Consider the following 18,373-nt stretch of genomic DNA (forward strand, 5'->3'; position numbering starts at 1 on the left):
TATCTATAAAAATCAAAGAGAGACGCTAAAGCAGAATTTATACTTGATGGTTGTAGGAAGCTGTTCCGGATTTGCAATTCGGAACCCTACTAACTGCGGATTTGCAATCCGCTTACTTGCCAGTAGCTATTGCCTTTGCTCTTGCGGATGACAAATCCGCGGGTATTATACTTTCGGATTGCAAATCCGAAAGGGCGATTGCAACTGGCACATATCAGAACTATACTTTCGCCAGTTACAAACTGGCAGCCATACTTTACCACCAGTTACAGCTGCGCTCAAACTGGCGGTATGTACTTTTTATACTATTGCACAGCAGGCGCATACTTAAACCAGCTGGCCGGAATGGGCTGCGGCTCTCCTCCGTCTTTGCTGTAAAGAAGCTGCAAAGTATAGCCTCCGCCACCTTCAATAAAATCCAGCGCAAATGGCTGCAAGCCTTTCTCCAGCGCTACCTGACCGATTTTCTCCTGTGGTGGGTGCAGACCGTCGTTATCCACTACCAGGCGGTCGGCAATACGCAGCACGCCACCATCGTCGCAGGTGAAAAAGAAAGTATAGATTCCTGTTTCCGGCACCTCCAGGTAACTTCTGAATTGCACGCCAAAGCTTGGCGCCTGTGCCTCACGTGGAACCTGCAGCTGCGCTACCTCTGCCACACCGGTTGGCGTGGCCTTGGTCATACCTCCTGTATTCTTGAAGGACGCCTTGTAGTAGGTCGCCTGCAAACCTGGCTTTGTACTTTTAGCCGCTACCGCCTTGGCATACGTCTGCTTTTCGTACGTGGTGGTGTAGGTATCGCCTTTCAAGCCTTCCGGTGTAAAGGCAGCTATCTTGAGCGTGGTCGTCTCCGTAATTGTCAGCGGCTTGTCCAGTACCTTGGAAGAAGTCGTGGGCTGGCTGCCGTCGGTGGTGTAGCGGATAATCAGGTTGTCGAGTGGTTTTGGGATGTCCAGCGTGGCCTTGTCGGTGAACACGTTCACGTCCATAAAACCTTCCAGGTCAGGCAGGCGGTAGTTTACATCCAGCGCGTCGAGGCGTTTGTAGTGTGTCTGCAGGCGCTTCAGGTAAGACTCATAATCCCGCTTGTCAGACCAAACCACTTCAGCCAGCGCCGTCATACGCGGCATGTACATGTACTCGGCCCGGTTCTCGGAGGGGATGTACTCGGTCCAGATATTGGCCTGCGCCCCCAATATAGCCTTGGCTTCCTCGGCGTTCAGCCCCTTCGGCACCACGTTGAAATGGTACACGTTATACACTGACTTCTTATCAGGTATTCCGTCGAAGTATAGCGGGCTGTTTGGCGTCATGATGACCTTGTTGCCGTTTCTGGCGGCGTGCAGTGGGGCATTGGGTGCCCAGGTGCGCCAGAACATCACCACAGCATCCGAATTAATGCCACCCTCCAGCATCTCATCCCAGCCAATCAGCGTCTTGCCCTTGGAGTGGAAGAACTTTTGCATGCGGTAAATAAAGTAGCTCTGCAGCTCCTCCACGTTTTTCAGGCCCTCGCGCTTCATCAACTCCTGGCAACCGGCGGAGTTGGCCCAGGTGGTTTTCTCCACCTCGTCGGCACCCAGGTGGATGTACTGGCTCGGGAACAGCGCGATAATCTCGTTGAACACGTTCTCGGCAAACTCATAGGTGCTCTCCTTGCACGGGCAAATCGGCACGGAGAACGTCTCGCCCCAACCCGATTCGCCGCAGGTCAGGAACGGGTAGGCATCAATAGCGGCCTTCATGTGGCCGGGCATGTCAATTTCAGGGATGATTTCGATGTGGCGGGCAGCAGCGTAGGCGATGATGTCCTTCATCTCCTCCTGCGTATAGAAGCCGCCATACATCGTCTGCCCGTTTTTCTGCACCACGTGGCGCTCGTCCAGGGCAAAATCCGGGTTCTCTTTGGAACGGGCAATCACGTCGCGGTCGTGGTTGTTGAAGGTGCGCCATGCGCCTTCCTCGGTCAGTTTCGGGTACTTTTTGATTTCGATGCGCCATCCCTGGTCGTCGGTCAGGTGCAGGTGCAGCTTGTTAAACTTGTAAAGCGCCATCAGGTCGATGAACTTCTTCAGGTAATCGGTCGTGAAGAAGTGGCGGCTCACGTCCAGGTGCATGCCGCGCCAGCCATACACCGGCTCGTCCTGAATCTGCAGGGCCGGAAGTATAAGCTGCGCCTGCGCTGCCTGCTGCTCTATACTTGCCGGCAGCAGTTGGCGCAGCGTCTGCACTGCCCGGAACATGCCTGCCGATTCCTTCGCCGATAGTACTACCTGCTTCGGCGTGATGCTCAGGCGGTAGCCTTCGGGTGTGTTTATACTTTGGTCGTACTGGAAAACAATGGAATTGGCGGAGGCTTTCTTTGCCTCTTTCAGCTTTTTGCCCAGGCTACCGGAAAGCAGGTATTGCAGCTGCTCGGCCTCGTTCTTAAAAATGCTCTCCTTGGGCAGCACCAGCTTGGTTTTGGAGGTGATGGTAAAGCTGCCCTGCTGCGGGGTCAGTGAGCTTGGGTACGGAATCAGGGGGTACTTCGGGTCGAGGGTTTGCGCCGTTGACAAGGTTTGCACCCCAAGAAAAATAACTGTGAAAAGTAGGGCGTAAAGGTAGTGTTTGAACATAATATGTAAGTATAAAAGCGTAAGCTGTGTTGAGTGATGCTGTTTTGCAGCGTCACTCTTAAGTTTGGTTTGCAGGTAGAGCTGTTACTGCTGTCTGAGATGCATGGCGCGAGCGTCCTCGCTCGTGACCGGCTATCGTGGGGCCTCTGGCCCATTTAGTAGAAACAGCGGCCAGAGGCCACCCCTATACTCAGCACGAGCGAGGACGCTCGCGCTATAATACTTCTGAAACCCACCTCTGTCTCTTGGGAGGGGTGGGTTAAGTATTTCTAATTACTCTCAATCGGCTTTACTTCCTCACGGTAGAGCGACACCGGGCCATCAAGCAGTACAGCGATAACAGTCAGGTCCTCGTCCAGCAGGTCGTGCGGCACGTCGATGTAGGCAATGCCGGGGATTTCGCTCCAGTACTGCTTGTTGAAGATTTCGTGGCCCAGCAAAGTACCATTGCCCACCACCCGGATACGGTGCAGCTTATTTTTGATTCCCTTGATGGCGATTGGGCCGGTCGGCTTACCCTCTACGAATAAGTATAGCGTCTGCTTGTCTTCAGAAAGCGATGTGTTTCCTTCGTAATGTCCCTCCGGCAGACCCGGGTTGGCTTTGTACATGGTTTCGGCGTGCTTTTTCACCCAGCGCTCCACGCCCGCATCAGCCAATTTGAGCTGTTTCACCTCCGTGCCATCAGGCTGTAAAGCAGTGTTCTGGAACGGGTTTTGACCCGCCTGCAGATTATCAGCCAGTTGGCGGATGGTGCGGTTGCGCTGCGTGGCATCCAGCTTGCCAGCCTTCTGCAACTGAGCCAGTTCTATTTTGGCTGGCGCTGGCGAAGCCAGTTTCAGGGGTTGCTCAAACGACAAAGCCAGTACAGTTAGCTGCTCATCGTAGGCGTTGGCAGGCACTTGGATATAGGTGGTGTTGCCCTGCTGCTCATACTTGGCTGCAGCCTTGCTGCCCACCACTTTTATACTTTTAACCGGTGTGCCCAGCCCCTGCACGCGCACCGACTCAGCTCCCTGGTTCTCCACGAACAAGTATAAAGTTTTGCCGTCTTTGGCCAGCGTGGAGTAGCCGTGGAAGTGCGCCTGCGGAATACCGGCCACCGTTCCGAAAATCGCTTCTTCGTGCTTATTTGTCCAGCGGCCCAGCTCTTTCAGGATGGCCACCTGCTCCTGCGGAATGGTGCCGTCCGGCTTTGGCCCTATGTCGAGCAGCAGGTTACCGCCGTTGCTGATGCAGTCGGCGAAGGTGCGGATGACCTGGTTTGGGCTCTTGTAATGATGGTCGTGCGGCGAGTGCCCCCAAGAGTCGTTCATGGTCAGACAAAGCTCCCAGTACTTATCCTGCGGACGCACCACAGGCACACCCTGCTCTGGCGTGGCGTAATCGCCGTAGTGGTTCAGGCGCGAGTTGATAATCACATTTTTGTTGTGGCCCAGCAGCATCTGGCGCACTTTCTCTGACTCCCACTCCTCAGCGCTGTGCTCCCAGTCGCCGTCGAACCAATAGAGGTCCGGGTTATAGTTTTTGGAAAGCTCGCGGAGTTGCCCCTGATAGAAGTTCAGAAACTTCTTCCAGCGGCGAGGCTCCTCTGTTATCGAGTAGCGTTTTTTGGCGCGTGTGAACACGTCATAGTCGGCGTAGCTCCAGTCAGGCAGCGAGTAGTAAAAGCCTACTTTCAGGTTTTCCTTGCGCAGCGCGTCTACAAAGGGCGTGAGCACGTCGCGCTTAGCCGGCGTGTGCTTTTTGGTGGTGATGCCGCCCATCTTGGTATCCCACAGCGCTACACCATCGTGGTGCTTGGTGGTGATAACCGAATAACGCGCGCCGGATTCCTTAATAAGTTTAGCCCATTCCTCCGGTTTATACTTGTCTGCCGTGAAGCCGTCGAGTTGCTTCATGTAATCTTCGTGGCTGATGTAGTTGTTGAAAAACGACCACGATTCCGGAATGCCGTTCACGCCGTAAATGCCCCAGTGGATGAAGATACCGAGCTTGGCATCGCCGAACCACTGCATTTTGGTGCTGTCCTGCGGAGTGGCTTTTTTAGCTTGTGCGGAGGCGAAGTTGCCGCTCAGCACGAAGAGAAAGATGAGTAATAGTTTGTACTTGTTTATCATTATACTTGAGCTATACTTTTTTTATCCCGCGCTTCCGGATTAACAATCCGAAAGTATAGAATGACGGATTTGTCATCCGCACGAGCCAGGTTTATACTTTGGCTATACTTTATACTTGCTAGTTTATACTTTCCTAGCTCCTGCTTCCTTCTGCTTGAACCAAGCTATCCTTACTAGCTGCTGTTCATCCTCCAGCCCTACTTGCCTAAAGTTGCACCTCTGGCTTAGGCTCCCTCCCAGGCCGGGAGGCCTCGCCTTCAGGCATCGCGCGGTGTACATTTCCTTTGCTACCCTTCGGTCGCAATGCCGCCACAGCGGCACCGGAAATCTACAAGGCGCTCAACCCAAAGGCTGGGATAAGGCCGATAGCTGCTGCTAATGCAACTTGAACAGAGCTCCCCTCCTTAGCTAAGGAGGGGTAGGGGTGGTTTGACCCGGTACTACTAAAAGCTCCCTCTCCTCTCGTCGAAATGATAGTCTTGCCAGCAACTGCACCTGACAACTACTAACCAATAACTACCAACCAGCACCTAACGCCCGCACCTGCTCCACATCAGCCACCAGTTGCTCGAACTCGGAGAGCACGCGGTTACTGGACATAGCCGGTTGGTCTTTGCGGTATACCATGTCGCTGTCCACGGATTTTCGCACCGACGCATGTACTTCCTGCACACCGGTTTTAGCAACCAATTCCCGCACATTGTCGGGAGTTACGCCGCCGCCGGGCAGGATGATGAGTTTGCCTTCAGAGCGCTCGCGCAGCTCCCGGATGAGGCCGGCACCTTGCAGGGCCGTTTCCTGCTGGCCGGACGTGAGCAGGCGGTGCACGTTCAGTTGCAGCAAATCATCCAGGGCCTTGTAAGGGTCGGCTGCCCGGTCGAAGGCGCGGTGGAAGGTGATGCTCATACCTTCCGCTGCTTCTATCAGCTGCTGCGTGCCGGCCACGTCTATACTTCCGTCTTTCGTCAGTGCCCCAATCACGACTCCGTCTGCCCCTAATTGGCGGCAAAGCTGTATATCACGCTTCATCACCTCAAACTCGGCCGGGGAGTACAAAAAGTCGCCACGGCGCGGACGGATGAGCACGTGCAGGCCGATGCGTATACTTTGACGCACTACCTCAATCATACCCGCGCTGGGCGTAGTGCCACCACCGGCCAGGTAGTCGCACAGCTCCACGCGCTGGGCGCCTCCCTGCTCGGCAGCAATAGCCGAGGCCACCGACTCGATGCAGATCTCCAGCAGCGGTTTAGAACTTGCTCTTTCCATCCAGCAGCTTCACTCCCGATTTATCCTGCACAGCATAGTTGAATCCCTTGTGGATGCAGTAACCGCCGTATTCCCCATTCTTGTTGAGCGCGATAAAGCCTACCTGCAGGTCTTTCACGTCTTTGTGCTTGGCTATGATACGATCTACGGCTAGTTTACAAGCCTGCTCCGGCGAGTTACCCTGACGCATGAGTTCCACCACCAGGTGGCTGCCCACCATGCGGATAACTGCCTCGCCCAAGCCGGTAGCCGTAGCGGCTCCTACTTCATTGTCCACAAACAAGCCGGCCCCGATGATGGGGGAGTCGCCCACGCGGCCGTGCATTTTGTAGGCGGCACCGCTCGTGGTGCAGGCTCCGGCCAGGTCACCGTTTGCGTCCAGGGCCAGCATGCCGATGGTGTCGTGGTTTTCGATGTTAATGACCGGCTTATACTTGGATTCCTTCAGCCAGTTCTTCCAGTCTTTTTCGGATTCCGGCGTCAGGAGATTTTCTTTCTTGAAGCCTTTCTCTAAGGCGAACTGCAGGGCTCCCTCTCCTACCAGCATCACGTGCGGGGTGTCTTCCATCACCTTGCGGGCTACCGAAATCGGGTGCTTGATGTGCTCCAGAAACGCCACCGCGCCGCAGTTGCTGTCTTTGTCCATGATGCAGGCATCCAGGGTTACATGGCCCTCCCGGTCGGGGTAGCCGCCGTAACCCACAGTGCGCACTTCCGGGTCGGCCTCGGGTACGCGTACGCCTGCTTCCACGGCATCCAGCGCTGTGCCCTTTTTCTTCAGGATCTCCCAGGCTGCGGCGTTAGCCGGTATGCCGTGGTTCCAGGTAGAAATCACCACAGGCCTGTTTCTTTTTGCCGTTCCCAGCGAGCCGGCAAAGGCGCTCGCATACTGGAAGCCGCCGCCCAGCAGGCCAGCGCCGAGGGCAGATAGTTTTATGAATTTTCGTCTGGTGCTCATGTTATAGGTTGTTGCGGTTATGGGTGCAGCTTAATACCAGTTATAGTTATTCTTCCAGGAGGAGTCGGAGGTTTGTCCTTTTGTCATCCTGAAAGGATCTTGGTGGCTGGTAGCATAAGCTTAACCTCCCTTCCACCAAGTTTCTTCCAGAATGACAATGGGTGTTCAACAGTTTTTCTCGTCCTCCTCCCCTCCTCAGAAAAGGCAAGGGGTGGGTTTATACTTTGTATTGTGCTTTTAACAGGTGCTGACGCTCGGCGTGGAGCTTCAGAATCAGCTCTCCGAACAGGGTGTTTACCCAGGCAAACCACTTTCTGGTAAAGTTCGACGGGTCATCCTTGTGGAACGACTCGTGCATGAAGCCGGTGCCGGCGTGCGTGTTCTTCAGCATCTGCAGGCACTGCTTTATCTCGTCTTCCGACTTGCTCGTCATGGCTTGCATAATGATGCTCATCGGCCAGATCAGGTCAAAACCGGTGTGCGGCCCGCCGATGCCCTGGCCATATTTGCCTTTGAAGTACCAGGGGTTATCCTCGCTCAGCACAAACTTGCGGGTATTCTGGTAAATCGGATCGTCTACGGAGCAGCAGCCTAGGTATGGCAGCGCCAGCAGGCTTGGCACGTTGGCGTCGTCCATGTACAGCTTGTTGCCGTAGCCATCCACCTCAAACGGGTGCACTTTGCCATAGTTCAGGTGCTCGGCAGCGGCATACTCCTTCAGGGCTTTCTCCACCTCGTCAGCCAGGGCGGTGCACTCGGCGGCAAAGGTTTTGTTCTTCTTGATTTTCTCGCTCATCTCGGCCAGCTGGCGCAGCGAGGTAACGGCAAAGAAGTTGGCCGGCACCAGGAACAGGTAAATCGTGGCGTCGTCCGAGGGGCGGAAAGTAGAGCAGATCAGGCCTACCGGCTTGATGGGGTTGCCGTAGCCGGAGCCCGCCACCGTGTCGGTTTGCCAGCCGGTTACGCGCTGAAACTTGTAAGGTCCTTTGCCCTCTTTGCGCTGCTGCTCTTTAAAGGTTTGCACCACCAGGCGCATGGCCTTTTCCCACTCCGCATCAAACGGATCGGTGTCGCCGGAGGCTTTCCAGTAGTGGTAGCCCAAGCGGATGGAGTAGCACAGCGAGTCGATTTCCCACTTACGCTCGTGGATGCCGGGCTGCATCTTGGTCAGGTCTTTGGCCCACTCCCCTTCCTTCGTCGGGTCGTCGTAGAAAGCGTTGGCGTACGGGTCTTTGATGATGTAGCTGGTCTGGCGGTTGATAACGCCGGCAATCAGTTTTTGCAGCGGCTTGTCCTTGTCCATCAGTGCCAGGTAGGGCCATACTTGCGCCGAGCTGTCGCGCAGCCACATGGCGTCAATATCGCCCGTAATCACATACGTATCCGGCCGACCGTTTTTCTCCTGGTAGGTCACGGTGGTGTCGAGGGTGCTTGGGAGGCAGTTTTCGAACATCCAGGCAAGCTCCTTATCGGCGATGCTCTTTTTTACATCCTTGATGGTTTTCTCGACCGCCTTGCTGGTAAAATGGCGTTTAGACACCTCCGGGCGCTGGCTCACAAACTTATCCTTCTGGGCAAACGACATAAACGAAAAACCTGTCGCGGCGATACCGGCTGTCGCAAGGGCGCTGGTTTTAACAAAATCTCTTCTTGTAGGCATGGGTATTTTATAATTCCTTTGATCAGATGATCAGTAAATTTTCAGTTCTTAAATATATGGAATAAGGGCGAAAGTGTAGCGCCACGGCAGCGATAAGTATGACATATCTTAGGACATACTCAGACGCTTGCGCCCTTTCTCTGGTTAAACATTGATACTTACCTTACTACAATCTCATCGACAAAAAGCCAGGCGGGCTGACCGGCACCGTTATGGCCTTTGGGCAGCGCGTTCAGGTGGTAAGCGGTAACCCGCACATACCTGGCCTTCTGCCCCGGAAACGCAGCCTTGAAATCGTGCATGGTGGCCTCCTGCGCGTCGGGCGAAACCGGGTTCTTCACTGTACTTACTTCCTTAAAATTCTTCCCATCAGCAGAGACCTCAAACTTCACGGCGGTCGGCATCATGATCCAGTCGCGGTAGTGCTGCAGGCAACCCAGCGTGATGTTGGAGATGGACTTGGTCTCGCCTAAATCAATCGTCGCCACCATGTCCCGGCCGCTGAAGCCGTGCCAGTACTTGCCCACGGCATGCCGGCCGCGCACCCCGTCGGTCAGGGAGTTCGGGCCATCGGCCATGTAGTGCTTGCTTACCGGGTTTTCATACTTCACTTCACGGCCCACGGCCTGGTGCATGCTGAACGATTGCTCCGCCGGTTTCTGGCCCATCACCTTGCTGTTCACCACCGTCACCGCTTTCAGCACCACCGAGGAGTCAATCTGGATGGGCTGCGCATACTTTATACTTTGCGTCGTAGGCTCCGAACCATCCAGGGTATAGTATACATCACCGTTTACTGCCTCTGTGAAGAGCGTCACCAGCAGCTTCCCACCCTCTGAGCTTGGTTTGATATCCACGGTGAAGTTGCCTTTGGAATAGTTGAGCCCTTTCTGGTCGAAGGCCCTGAATTGGGGCTGCAGGCGCTGGTTAAAGCTCACCCAATCGCGGCTTTCTTTCGGCGACCATACTACTTCGGCCAGGGCAAGCATGCGGGGCAGCACCATGTACTCCACGTACGAGGCCGTGGTGATAAATTCGGTCCAGAGGTTAGCCTGGGCGCCCAGCACGTGCTTGGCCTCTGCTTCGGTCAGCTCTTTCGGAATAGGCTCGTAGTCGTATACTTTCTTCAGTGTGTTGAAACCGCCGTTGGCCAGCGGCTCTCCTTCCGGACCTGCCTGGTAGTGGTCGAAGTATACCGGGGAGCCGGGTGTCATGATTACATCGTGGCCCATCTTAGCTGCCTCGATGCCGCCGCTCTCGCCGCGCCAGCTCATCACCGTTGCCTGCGGGGCCAGCCCGCCTTCCAGAATCTCATCCCAGCCAATGATGCGGCGATTTTTGGTGAGCAGGTAGTTTTCCATGCGCTTGATAAAGTAGCTCTGCAGCTCCTCCTCATCCTTCAGGCCCTCGTCGGCCATGCGCTGCTGGCACTTGGGGCACTTTTTCCAGCCTGCTTTGTCTACCTCATCACCACCGATGTGCACGTACTGCCCCGGAAACAGCGCCACCACCTCATCGAGCACATCCTCCAGAAAAGTAAACACTTCCTCGTTGCCCGGGCAGTAGTTAGACGACATGTTCGTATAATCCCCGCCCGTAAGCGGCAGCTGTTCCTTGCCGCTGCAGCTCAGGTGCGGGTAGGCGGCGATGGCAGAGGCCACGTGCCCCGGCATCTCGATTTCCGGCACGATGGTGACATTACGCTGGGCAGCATAGGCCACAATATCTTTGAGCTGCTCCTGGGTATAGTAGCCGCCGTAGGTGGGTTCCTCGCCCGGTTTGGCTTGCGGCCTGGTATCCCAGGGCTTATCGGTATGGTCCACACGCCAGGCAGCCACATCGGTCAGCTTCGGATACTTCTTGATTTCGATGCGCCAGCCTGGATCGTCTATCAGGTGCCAGTGGAACCTGTTGAGCTTGTAGGTGGCCATCAGGTCGATGTACTGCTTCACGGCCTCAGGCGAGAAGAAATGGCGGCTCACATCCAGGTGCATGCCGCGCCAGGTAAAGCGCGGGTAGTCGGTGATGGTCATGGCCGGTACCTGCAGCGCCGCGTTGGTGCGCACGGCAGGCAGAGTTTGCAGCACCGACTGCATGCCGTATATAATTCCGGCCTTGGAGTTGGCTTTTATACTTATCTCAGATGGCGTTACCTGCAGCTGGTATCCTTCCTCACCGAGGCTGTTTATACTTTCAATGGACAGTTTGATGGCTTTGCCTTTCCGGTTTTTGATAGGCAGGTCGTAACCGGAGATTTCCTTAACTCGCGCCGCCAGAAATTCGGCCGCAGGCTTCAACTCCTTTTTCCCGTTTACCAGGTGGATGGAAGTATGGCCGTCGATAGTGAAGTGGCCTTCGCTGCGCTGCACACTAACCGGCTGCGGGATGATACTAACCGGCTGCTGGGCCAGCGCCAGAAAGGGAAAGAAAAATGCTAGTAGAAGGGTGAGCTTCTTAATCATGGTAGTGTAGTCTTTTGCCAAAAGGGACACTTTAGGCTTTGTGGTTATTGTTTGTGTCGTGTAAGTATAAAAGTGGTATGCTGCTATACTTGCTATGCTGGTGCCAGTAGGTTTTATACTTTAAAACTCGCTCATTTGATGAAGGTGGAAACCTGCCCCTCCAAGGCGGGGAATTCTGGAGCGATTATCATCCCCCTACCCCCTTCAAAGGGGGTCTTTTCTGTAAGTATAATTCCCCTCCTCGGAGCAGGGCTGTTTCCTTCCCCACTTGCTGGCGCGGGTTTGCAACCCGTGCCTTACTATGAGGTCGGATTTGAAATCCGACTGGGCCCGGAGGCCCAACGATAGCCCGTCACGAGCGTGGACGCTCGCGCCATAACAAGCGAGTTTCCCGAATTCCCCTCCTCAGAGGGGCGGGGGTGGGTTTATCGCAACCTGAATTTTATACTTTATACCTTCCTAATGCTCATTTGCTGAAATAGCCATGCCTTCAAGTGCATTCTTGAAGAGGCCGATTTCCGAGATAGTCGGATTCAGCCTCGACGACTCGATGCGCAGGCGCACTTTGTTGGTAGTTATCGGCTCGAAGCGGAGCAGGCGCTTGTAACCGATGGTGGTGCCCTCGGTTGCTTTCTGCCACTGGCCGTCTTTCCAGTACTCGAACACAAACTTCTCAACGCGCTGCCCTACACTGATATTTTCCTGCAGCATCAGTACATCAAAAGTCTGCGCGCCTTTTAGCTGCAACTCAATTACAGCGGTGGTGTCTTTCTCGGATTTGGTGGTGAAGTGCGTGTCATACTTGCCGTCGAGCATAGCCTTCTTGTTCTTGCCCGATACCTTCACTTTGGCGCCCTGTGCCAGGTTTTGGGTAAAGGTATCATCAATGAGCTTTTTCCAGCCCTGAAGCGCCTTCACATCGTTTTCATGGATGAGCCCTCTGGTATCTGGCGGGATGTTGAGCAGGAGGACGCCGTTGCGGCCCACCGAGCTGTAGTAAATGTCCAGCAGCTTCTCCGGCGACTTTACTTTGTCATCTTCGGCAGGATGGTAGAACCAGCCCGGACGTATAGACACGTCGGTTTCAGCCGGGTACCACACCAGCCCCTTGGCGTTGCGGATTTGCTCGCGTCCGCCCAGCACCTCACCGCGCATATCACCGGTAGGCTTAAAAGCCACTGCCTGCTGCGAGTTCGCCGCCACGGAGTTCTGGTCCAGGTTGTCGGCCGGCACCACGCTCCACTCTGTCTCGCGGCCATAGCCAGTCTCAGTGCCTACCCAGCGTACGTCCGGACCCATAATGGCGATAGTGGCCGTAGGTTGCAGCTTGCGGATGTGCTGGTACCAGCGGTCAAAATCATATACTTGCTTCTTCCCGTTCGGTCCTTCGCCGTTGGCGCCGTCAAACCATACTTCGTCTATCTGCCCGTAGTTGGTCAAAAGCTCCGTCAGTTGCTCGATGAACAGGTCGTTGTAAGCGTCGGAGCCATACACCGGCGAGTTCATATCCCAGGGCGAGAGGTAAACGCCAAAGCCAATGCCATACTCTTTGCAAGCCTCGGCCACGTCTTTCATCAAATCGCCCTGCCCGTTTTTCCAAGGACTGTTCTTTACCGAGTGCTCCGTAGTGGCCGTCGGCCACAGGCAGAAGCCGTCGTGGTGCTTGGCCGTCAGAATCACCTGCTTAATGCCGGCTTCCTTAGCCACACGCACCCACTGGCGGGCGTCGAGCTGCGAGGGGTTGAAGATGGCCGGGTCTTCCTTACCGGTGCCCCACTCGCGGTTGGTAAACGTGTTCACACCGACGTGGAAAAAGGCCGTCAGCTCCAGTTGCTGCCAGCGCAGCTGGCGCGGCGTAGGCACCACATTGGCTGCCTTACGAATGATATCAGCCTCTGTTTCGCCTGGCTGGATGATAAAGTAGTTAGCCTTTTCGCCTGCCTCCTGAGCAAGAGCCGGTGTTGCGACTGCTAGCAGAAGAGCAAGAATGCTTGTCGTTATTTTTTTCATTTGCATGTATGGGTAAGAGTTACTTGTAGATGACACTTGTCAGTTTATACTTTGCAGCACTTCGTCGGGCATAGCCGCCGGCTTTCCTGTGCCCTTGAAGCTGGGCATGGGTGCCTCCCAGGCCCGCAGTTGCTGACCTAATTTGGTGGCCAATTCCTTCACGCGCTTAGGGTGTTTGGTGACCAGGTCGGTCGTCTCGCCCAGGTCTGTTTTCAGGTTGTAGAGCTCCATTTTGCCGTTGCGCTGGTGGTAAATCAGTTTCCAGTCGCCTTCGCGGATAGCGCTTTTGTAATTGATGCCGGGGCCATCTTCCTGCGTCCACTTGTTAGGCACGTGCCAGATAAGGGCACGGTCTGCAGGCTTTTTATAGGGTGATTTCAGCAAAGGCACAACGCTTTGGCCGTCCACGTTTTGCACCAGGTTATACTTTCCCACCTGCGCCATTTCCAGGATAGTTGGGAAGAAATCCTCGATGATGACAGGCGTGGGATTAACCGAAGCAGGCTTTACCACACCGGGCCATTTCACCAGCATCGGCACCCGGATGCCTCCTTCATAAACCGAACCCTTACCAGCCTTGAGCGGTAGGTTTTGCGTGTGGGCTTCGCCCCGACCGGCATAGGCCAGACTCAGGCCGCCGTTGTCGCTCATAAAAAGAAGTATGGTATTACCGGCCACGCCTTTTTTCTCCAGGTAGTCCAGCACATCACCCAGACTCTTGTCCATACCCTCCACCATACTGGCGTAGATAGCCTCGGTCTGGGGCAGGCCTGCGTCCAGGTATTTCTGCAAATAGCGCTTGTCCGGGTCGTAAGGGTCGTGCAGGGCAAAGTGCGCCAGGTGCAGGAAAAAGGGCTGCTGGTTGCGGATGGGCGCCTCCAGGGTTTTCAGGGCCTCCCGCGTGATGGCCTCCGTCAGGTAAGTATCCGAGCCGAAGTACTCGGCCATGTCCGGCACGGCGTGGATGTCGTAGGGCTTGCCCTGGATGTTGCCATAGTTCTGCTCGCCCAGGTAGCTGAGTGGGCGGCCCGCTACGTGTCCGGCCACATTCACGATGAAGCCCAGGTTGTAAGGGTTAGCCCCCGGCGTGCCCGGCGTGGCCCAATGCCCCTTACCAACATGGATGGTCATATAGCCGGCCTCGTTGAGCAGCTGCGGCAAAGGCCTGGCATGTACCGTATGCGGCAGGCCCGCTACCGGACTCAGCCCATACTTGTTCCAGGGGGCAACATCCAGCTGCTCATCCGGCGTGTCGGAGTTTCGGTCCTTGAAGGGCATGGTCCAGTTCGTCACGCCATGGTGCGCTGCGTTCATTCCCGTCATCATACTTACCCGCGAGGGCGTGCAGACCGGCGCGGCATAAGCATTCGTAAACTTCATCCCCTCCCGGGCCAGGCGCTCCATGTTAGGCGTGTGGTAACGCTTGTTCAGCGGGTATACTTTGCCGGCAAAGGGCACCGAGGTATCCATCCAACCCATATCATCAACCAGAAACACCACAATGTTAGGCCGCTGCTGCGCCTGGGTGGCCAGGGCAGCAAGTATAAGGGTGATGCATACAAAGAGTCTCTTCATGTTTAACTATGTAAAGCGCAGGTGAAGTACACATCACCTCCTTACTGCTTTCCTGCCGGTTTCTCTTAAATATAGATGATAACGCGACGCTCTAATTCACCGGCTTTTGTACCACCTCCCGGTTACCCTCATGCGTGCGGCTTTGGTAGTATTGCCGGTGGAAGCGAATGCCTTTCGCCTCCCACCCCGGAAAATGCCAGCTGTTCAGGCGGTTCACAAAACTGTTAAAATCTTTCTTCTCCAGCGGTGTCCAGAGGGCTTCGGCAAGGGCCGGCATGCGCGGCAGGAGCAGGTACTCCAGGTGCTCTACCGAGGAGACAAATTCAGTCCAGATGGCAAACTGCCCGCCCAGCACAAGCTTGCGCTCTTCTGCTGTTAACTCTTCCGGGTGCGGGTTGTACTTGTACACTTTCTCCAGCGTGTTAATGGAGTACCTGGCTGCAAAGGGCTCGCCTTCCGGGCCGGCCTGGTAGCGGTTAAAATAAAGCGGGTCGCTGGGTGTCATCACCACGTTGTGCCCCTGTTTGGCAGCAGCAATGCCGCCTTTTTCGCCGCGCCAGCTCATCACGGTAGCAGTCGGGGCCAGGCCGCCTTCCAGAATCTCGTCCCAGCCCAGGAGCTTTTTGTTGTGCGCCAGCAGGTATTGCTCCATGCGTTTGATGAAGTAGCTCTGCAGCTCCTCTTCGTTCTTTAATCCTTCTGCCGCCATGCGTGCCTGGCAGCGCGGGCACTTCTTCCAATAAGATTTGTCCACCTCGTCGCCGCCAATGTGCACGTACTCGGATGGGAAAATCGCCATGACCTCCTGCAGCACGTCCTGCAAAAACAGGAAAGCGCTGTCGTTGCCGGCGCAGTAATTCAGGTTCACCTGCAAGGGGTCTATCACGCCGTTCCAAAGCGCGGAGTTGGGCGCCTGTTGCTGGTGCCGCTCGCAGGAAAACTCCGGGTAAGCCGTGAGCGCCGCGCCGGAGTGGCCGGGAATATCAATTTCAGGAATCACGGTAATGTTGCGCGCCATGGCATAGGCCACCACCTCTTTAGCCTGCTCCTGGGTATAGTAGCCGCCGTAAGTATAAGGTTTGCCGGTTAGAGGCTGCTGGTAGGTAGAATCCTTTTTATAGTATACACTGCCCGGAATCTCCTGGCGCCAGGCACCTACGGAAGTTAATTTCGGGTACTTCTTGATTTCCAGCCGCCAGCCCTCGTTGTCGGTCAGGTGCCAGTGGAAAGTGTTCATCTTGTAGAGGGCCAGCAGGTCGATGAATTCCTTGATGGCTTCCACTGTATAGAAATGGCGGCTCACGTCCAGCATCATGCCGCGCCAGCCGAAGCGTGGCTCGTCCGTGATTTCCATGGCCGGCACCTGCAGCGCCTGGTTGGTGCGCACGGCAGGCAGCGTCTGTATCAGCGACTGCAGTCCGTAAAATACCCCAGCCCTGGTACTGCCCTGAATCAGAATAGCTTCCGGCGATACGTTCAACCTGTACCCTTCCGCTCCCAGGTCTGCCATACTTGTCAGCTCAAACCGGATGGCTTTTGCCTTCTTTTTATTCAGGGGCAAGGTATAGCCGGACACCTCTTTTACATGGTTGGCAAAGTATGCGGCCAGGGCGGCTAGCTCTTTGTTCCCCCGCTTAAACTGGATGGAGGTTTGCGCATCAAGTATAAAATAGCCCTCCTTCAGTTCCAGGCTAACCGGCTGCGGAATAATATTCACCTGCTGCGCCTGCAGCGGAAGTATAAGCCCGAGCAGAAAGTATAAAACCAGTAGGGTTGGCCTGTTTTTCATGTGGTGTAGGGTAAGCTAAAAGTATAAATCCGTTTCTGGACAAAGGACTTTTTTGACAAAGGACAAAGGGTGATTAAAGTGTAAAAGTTGCGAATAGCCTGGCCTTTCGGTAGCCTGTCATCCCCCTACCCCCTTCCAAGGGGGACATCGGTATGCTGCAACTATACTTAGTATATCCCTTGTCTTTTGTCCTTTGTCAAAAAATCCTTTGTCTAAAAAATTACTGGTTCTTCTTTTGTTCTTCCGCGTCTGAAAGCGGGGCGAAATGGATGCCCCTAGCCTCCCATACTTTCAACAGCGGCAGCAGGGCCTGCCGGAACTGCTCGTAGTTCTTGTTCTGTGGCTGCGTCCAGCCTACTTCGGCATAAGCAGCCAGGCGCGGAAACAACTGGTAGTGCATCTCGCCGCGCGTCGGAATCCACTCGCTCCACATCTGAGAGCCGGTGCCGATGATGTTCTTATGGTATTCTTTGGCCAGCTCCTGCGGAATCGGGTCAAAGCTGTAGGCTTTCTGCAACGGGATTGAACGGTAGTCATAGTCCAGGTAGGTCATCGAGTGCAGCGAGTTCACCAGCTGGTAGCCTTTGGAGGCAGCCTGCTTAATTAGCTCCACGTCGCCCTTCCAGAAGTGCACCACCACGTTTTTGGCCAGCTCGGTCTCAGCGTCGGCGTCTGCTTTTTTCTCCTCAAAATCCGGGTGGATGTTGATGCCCATGATTTCATTCCAGCCCATCATGCGGCGGCCGTTCTGCTCAATGTACTTCGAGATGTTGTTGGTGAAATGCACCTGCAAATCGGCGTAGGTCTTAATGCCGTGCTCCTTCATGTAAGCGTTTACCTTCTCCGATTTCTCCCATGCCTCATACCCTACTTCATCCCCGCCAATGTGAATTACCTTGGAAGGAAACAGCGCGAACACCTCCTGCAGCACGTCCTGGAGGAACTCCTGCACTTTCGGGTTGGTCACGTCGTAGATGTCGTAGAAGCGGCCGAATTTTACCGGTACCTCAATCTTCTGATTTTCTGTGCCCAACCAAGGGTAAGCGGCAATGGCAGCGCTGGCGTGGCCCGGCATCTCGATTTCCGGCACCACGTTTATGTGGCGCTCGGCAGCATAGGCTACGAGTTCTTTGATTTCTTCCTGGGTATAGAACCCGCTGTGCGGCTCCCCGGACTGCTTGTTGCTGTTCCACTTCTTCTCGCCAACGGCCGTGCTCTTTCTAACCGAGCCAATCTCCGTCAGTTTCGGGTATTTCTTGATCTCGATGCGCCAGCCCTGGTCGTCCACCAAATGCCAGTGGAAAGTGTTCATCTTCAGGCGGGCCATCTCATCCAGCAGCAGCTTTACCTCCTCTTTTCCTTTAAAGTGACGGGCCTCATCCAGGTGCAGGGCGCGCCACTCGAAACGGGGAACGTCTTCGATGGCAACGGCAGGCATAAATTTGCCTTCAGAAGTATGGATAGCCTGCAGCAAGCTCTGGATGCCGTAATGGATACCCGCTTCCGTGGCCGCCTTGATGGTTACCTGTGTTGGCGTGGCAGTCAGTCTATACCCTTCTTTGCCCAGGTCTTTGGACAGCTTTTTATCCAGCTCCAGGCTGATGGTGTTCTTCTTTCCTTTGCCGGCATTGGTTGACAGGTTCAATTTATACTTCTCCTGCAAGGCGTTTTTCAGGAAAGCAGCTTCCTTCTCTGCCCCGGAAGTATACTGAATGGTTTTAGCGTTACTAAGGGTAAACTGCCCTTTTGCCAGCTCTATTTTGTTGGGCCTTGGGATGATGTTCAGGCCCTGCGCACCGGTATCGAAGGCGGCGATGCAAACCAGGAGGATTAGGTAAAAGAGTTTCTTCATAAGAGAGAATTTATCAAAGGTATAGGTTGCTTGCTGTATTGTCAGGTTGATTTCAACGTA

10 protein-coding genes are annotated in these 18,373 nt (G+C 54.9%); all 10 read right to left on the reverse strand.

The genetic code is table 11. From position 1 onward, the window contains the following. Positions 1–305: 305 nt before the first annotated feature. Positions 306–2,618 carry a family 20 glycosylhydrolase gene (locus BM040_RS07140; RefSeq protein WP_092099823.1) on the reverse strand — a complete coding sequence of 771 codons (2,313 nt, stop codon included), beginning with the start codon at positions 2,616–2,618 and terminating at the stop codon, positions 306–308. Between the two features lie 269 nt (positions 2,619–2,887). After that, positions 2,888–4,738 carry an alpha-L-fucosidase gene (locus BM040_RS07145; protein WP_092099824.1) on the reverse strand — a complete coding sequence of 617 codons (1,851 nt, stop codon included), beginning with the start codon at positions 4,736–4,738 and terminating at the stop codon, positions 2,888–2,890. A 516-nt stretch (positions 4,739–5,254) separates the two neighbouring features. Next, on the reverse strand, positions 5,255–6,007 hold the full coding sequence (locus BM040_RS07150) for a copper homeostasis protein CutC (protein ID WP_092099825.1): 753 nt from the start codon (positions 6,005–6,007) through the stop codon (positions 5,255–5,257). Beyond that, the gene (locus tag BM040_RS07155) at positions 5,988–6,965 is read right to left on the reverse strand and encodes an isoaspartyl peptidase/L-asparaginase family protein (RefSeq protein WP_092099826.1); all 978 of its coding nucleotides are present in this window, start codon (positions 6,963–6,965) and stop codon (positions 5,988–5,990) included. The genes BM040_RS07150 and BM040_RS07155 overlap by 20 nt, the downstream gene beginning before the upstream one ends. A 217-nt stretch (positions 6,966–7,182) precedes the next feature. Further along, positions 7,183–8,625 carry a glycoside hydrolase family 125 protein gene (locus tag BM040_RS07160; protein ID WP_092099827.1) on the reverse strand — a complete coding sequence of 481 codons (1,443 nt, stop codon included), beginning with the start codon at positions 8,623–8,625 and terminating at the stop codon, positions 7,183–7,185. Between the two features lie 158 nt (positions 8,626–8,783). Beyond that, positions 8,784–11,108 (reverse strand): glycoside hydrolase family 20 protein, encoded by a 2,325-nt coding sequence (locus BM040_RS07165; protein ID WP_217646724.1) that lies wholly within the window; start codon positions 11,106–11,108, stop codon positions 8,784–8,786. 438 nt (positions 11,109–11,546) lie between these two features. After that, entirely contained in the window at positions 11,547–13,097 is a 1,551-nt protein-coding gene (locus BM040_RS07175) for an alpha-L-fucosidase (protein WP_245756127.1), read from the reverse strand. 39 nt (positions 13,098–13,136) lie between these two features. Further along, positions 13,137–14,672 (reverse strand): sulfatase, encoded by a 1,536-nt coding sequence (locus BM040_RS07180; protein ID WP_092099830.1) that lies wholly within the window; start codon positions 14,670–14,672, stop codon positions 13,137–13,139. A 91-nt stretch (positions 14,673–14,763) separates the two neighbouring features. After that, positions 14,764–16,461, reverse strand: coding sequence for a beta-N-acetylhexosaminidase (locus BM040_RS07185; protein ID WP_092099831.1), 1,698 nt, complete (start codon positions 16,459–16,461; stop codon positions 14,764–14,766). Between the two features lie 220 nt (positions 16,462–16,681). Continuing rightward, entirely contained in the window at positions 16,682–18,313 is a 1,632-nt protein-coding gene (locus BM040_RS07190) for a beta-N-acetylhexosaminidase (protein WP_092099832.1), read from the reverse strand. Positions 18,314–18,373: the final 60 nt, after the last annotated feature.

The sequence above is a fragment of the Pontibacter chinhatensis genome (assembly GCF_900113285.1).
GTDB lineage: Bacteria > Bacteroidota > Bacteroidia > Cytophagales > Hymenobacteraceae > Pontibacter > Pontibacter chinhatensis.

What these genes read in the sequence shown, in the direction of transcription:
- BM040_RS07155 (WP_092099826.1), bottom strand. Translation starts at nt 6,965, where the DNA reads ATGAGCACCAGACGAAAATTCATAAAACTATCTGCCCTCGGCGCTGGC.
- BM040_RS07150 (WP_092099825.1), bottom strand. Translation starts at nt 6,007, where the DNA reads ATGGAAAGAGCAAGTTCTAAACCGCTGCTGGAGATCTGCATCGAGTCG.
- BM040_RS07145 (WP_092099824.1), bottom strand. Translation starts at nt 4,738, where the DNA reads ATGATAAACAAGTACAAACTATTACTCATCTTTCTCTTCGTGCTGAGC.
- BM040_RS07160 (WP_092099827.1), bottom strand. Translation starts at nt 8,625, where the DNA reads ATGCCTACAAGAAGAGATTTTGTTAAAACCAGCGCCCTTGCGACAGCC.
- BM040_RS07185 (WP_092099831.1), bottom strand. Translation starts at nt 16,461, where the DNA reads ATGAAAAACAGGCCAACCCTACTGGTTTTATACTTTCTGCTCGGGCTT.
- BM040_RS07175 (WP_245756127.1), bottom strand. Translation starts at nt 13,097, where the DNA reads ATGAAAAAAATAACGACAAGCATTCTTGCTCTTCTGCTAGCAGTCGCA.
- BM040_RS07190 (WP_092099832.1), bottom strand. Translation starts at nt 18,313, where the DNA reads ATGAAGAAACTCTTTTACCTAATCCTCCTGGTTTGCATCGCCGCCTTC.
- BM040_RS07140 (WP_092099823.1), bottom strand. Translation starts at nt 2,618, where the DNA reads ATGTTCAAACACTACCTTTACGCCCTACTTTTCACAGTTATTTTTCTT.
- BM040_RS07180 (WP_092099830.1), bottom strand. Translation starts at nt 14,672, where the DNA reads ATGAAGAGACTCTTTGTATGCATCACCCTTATACTTGCTGCCCTGGCC.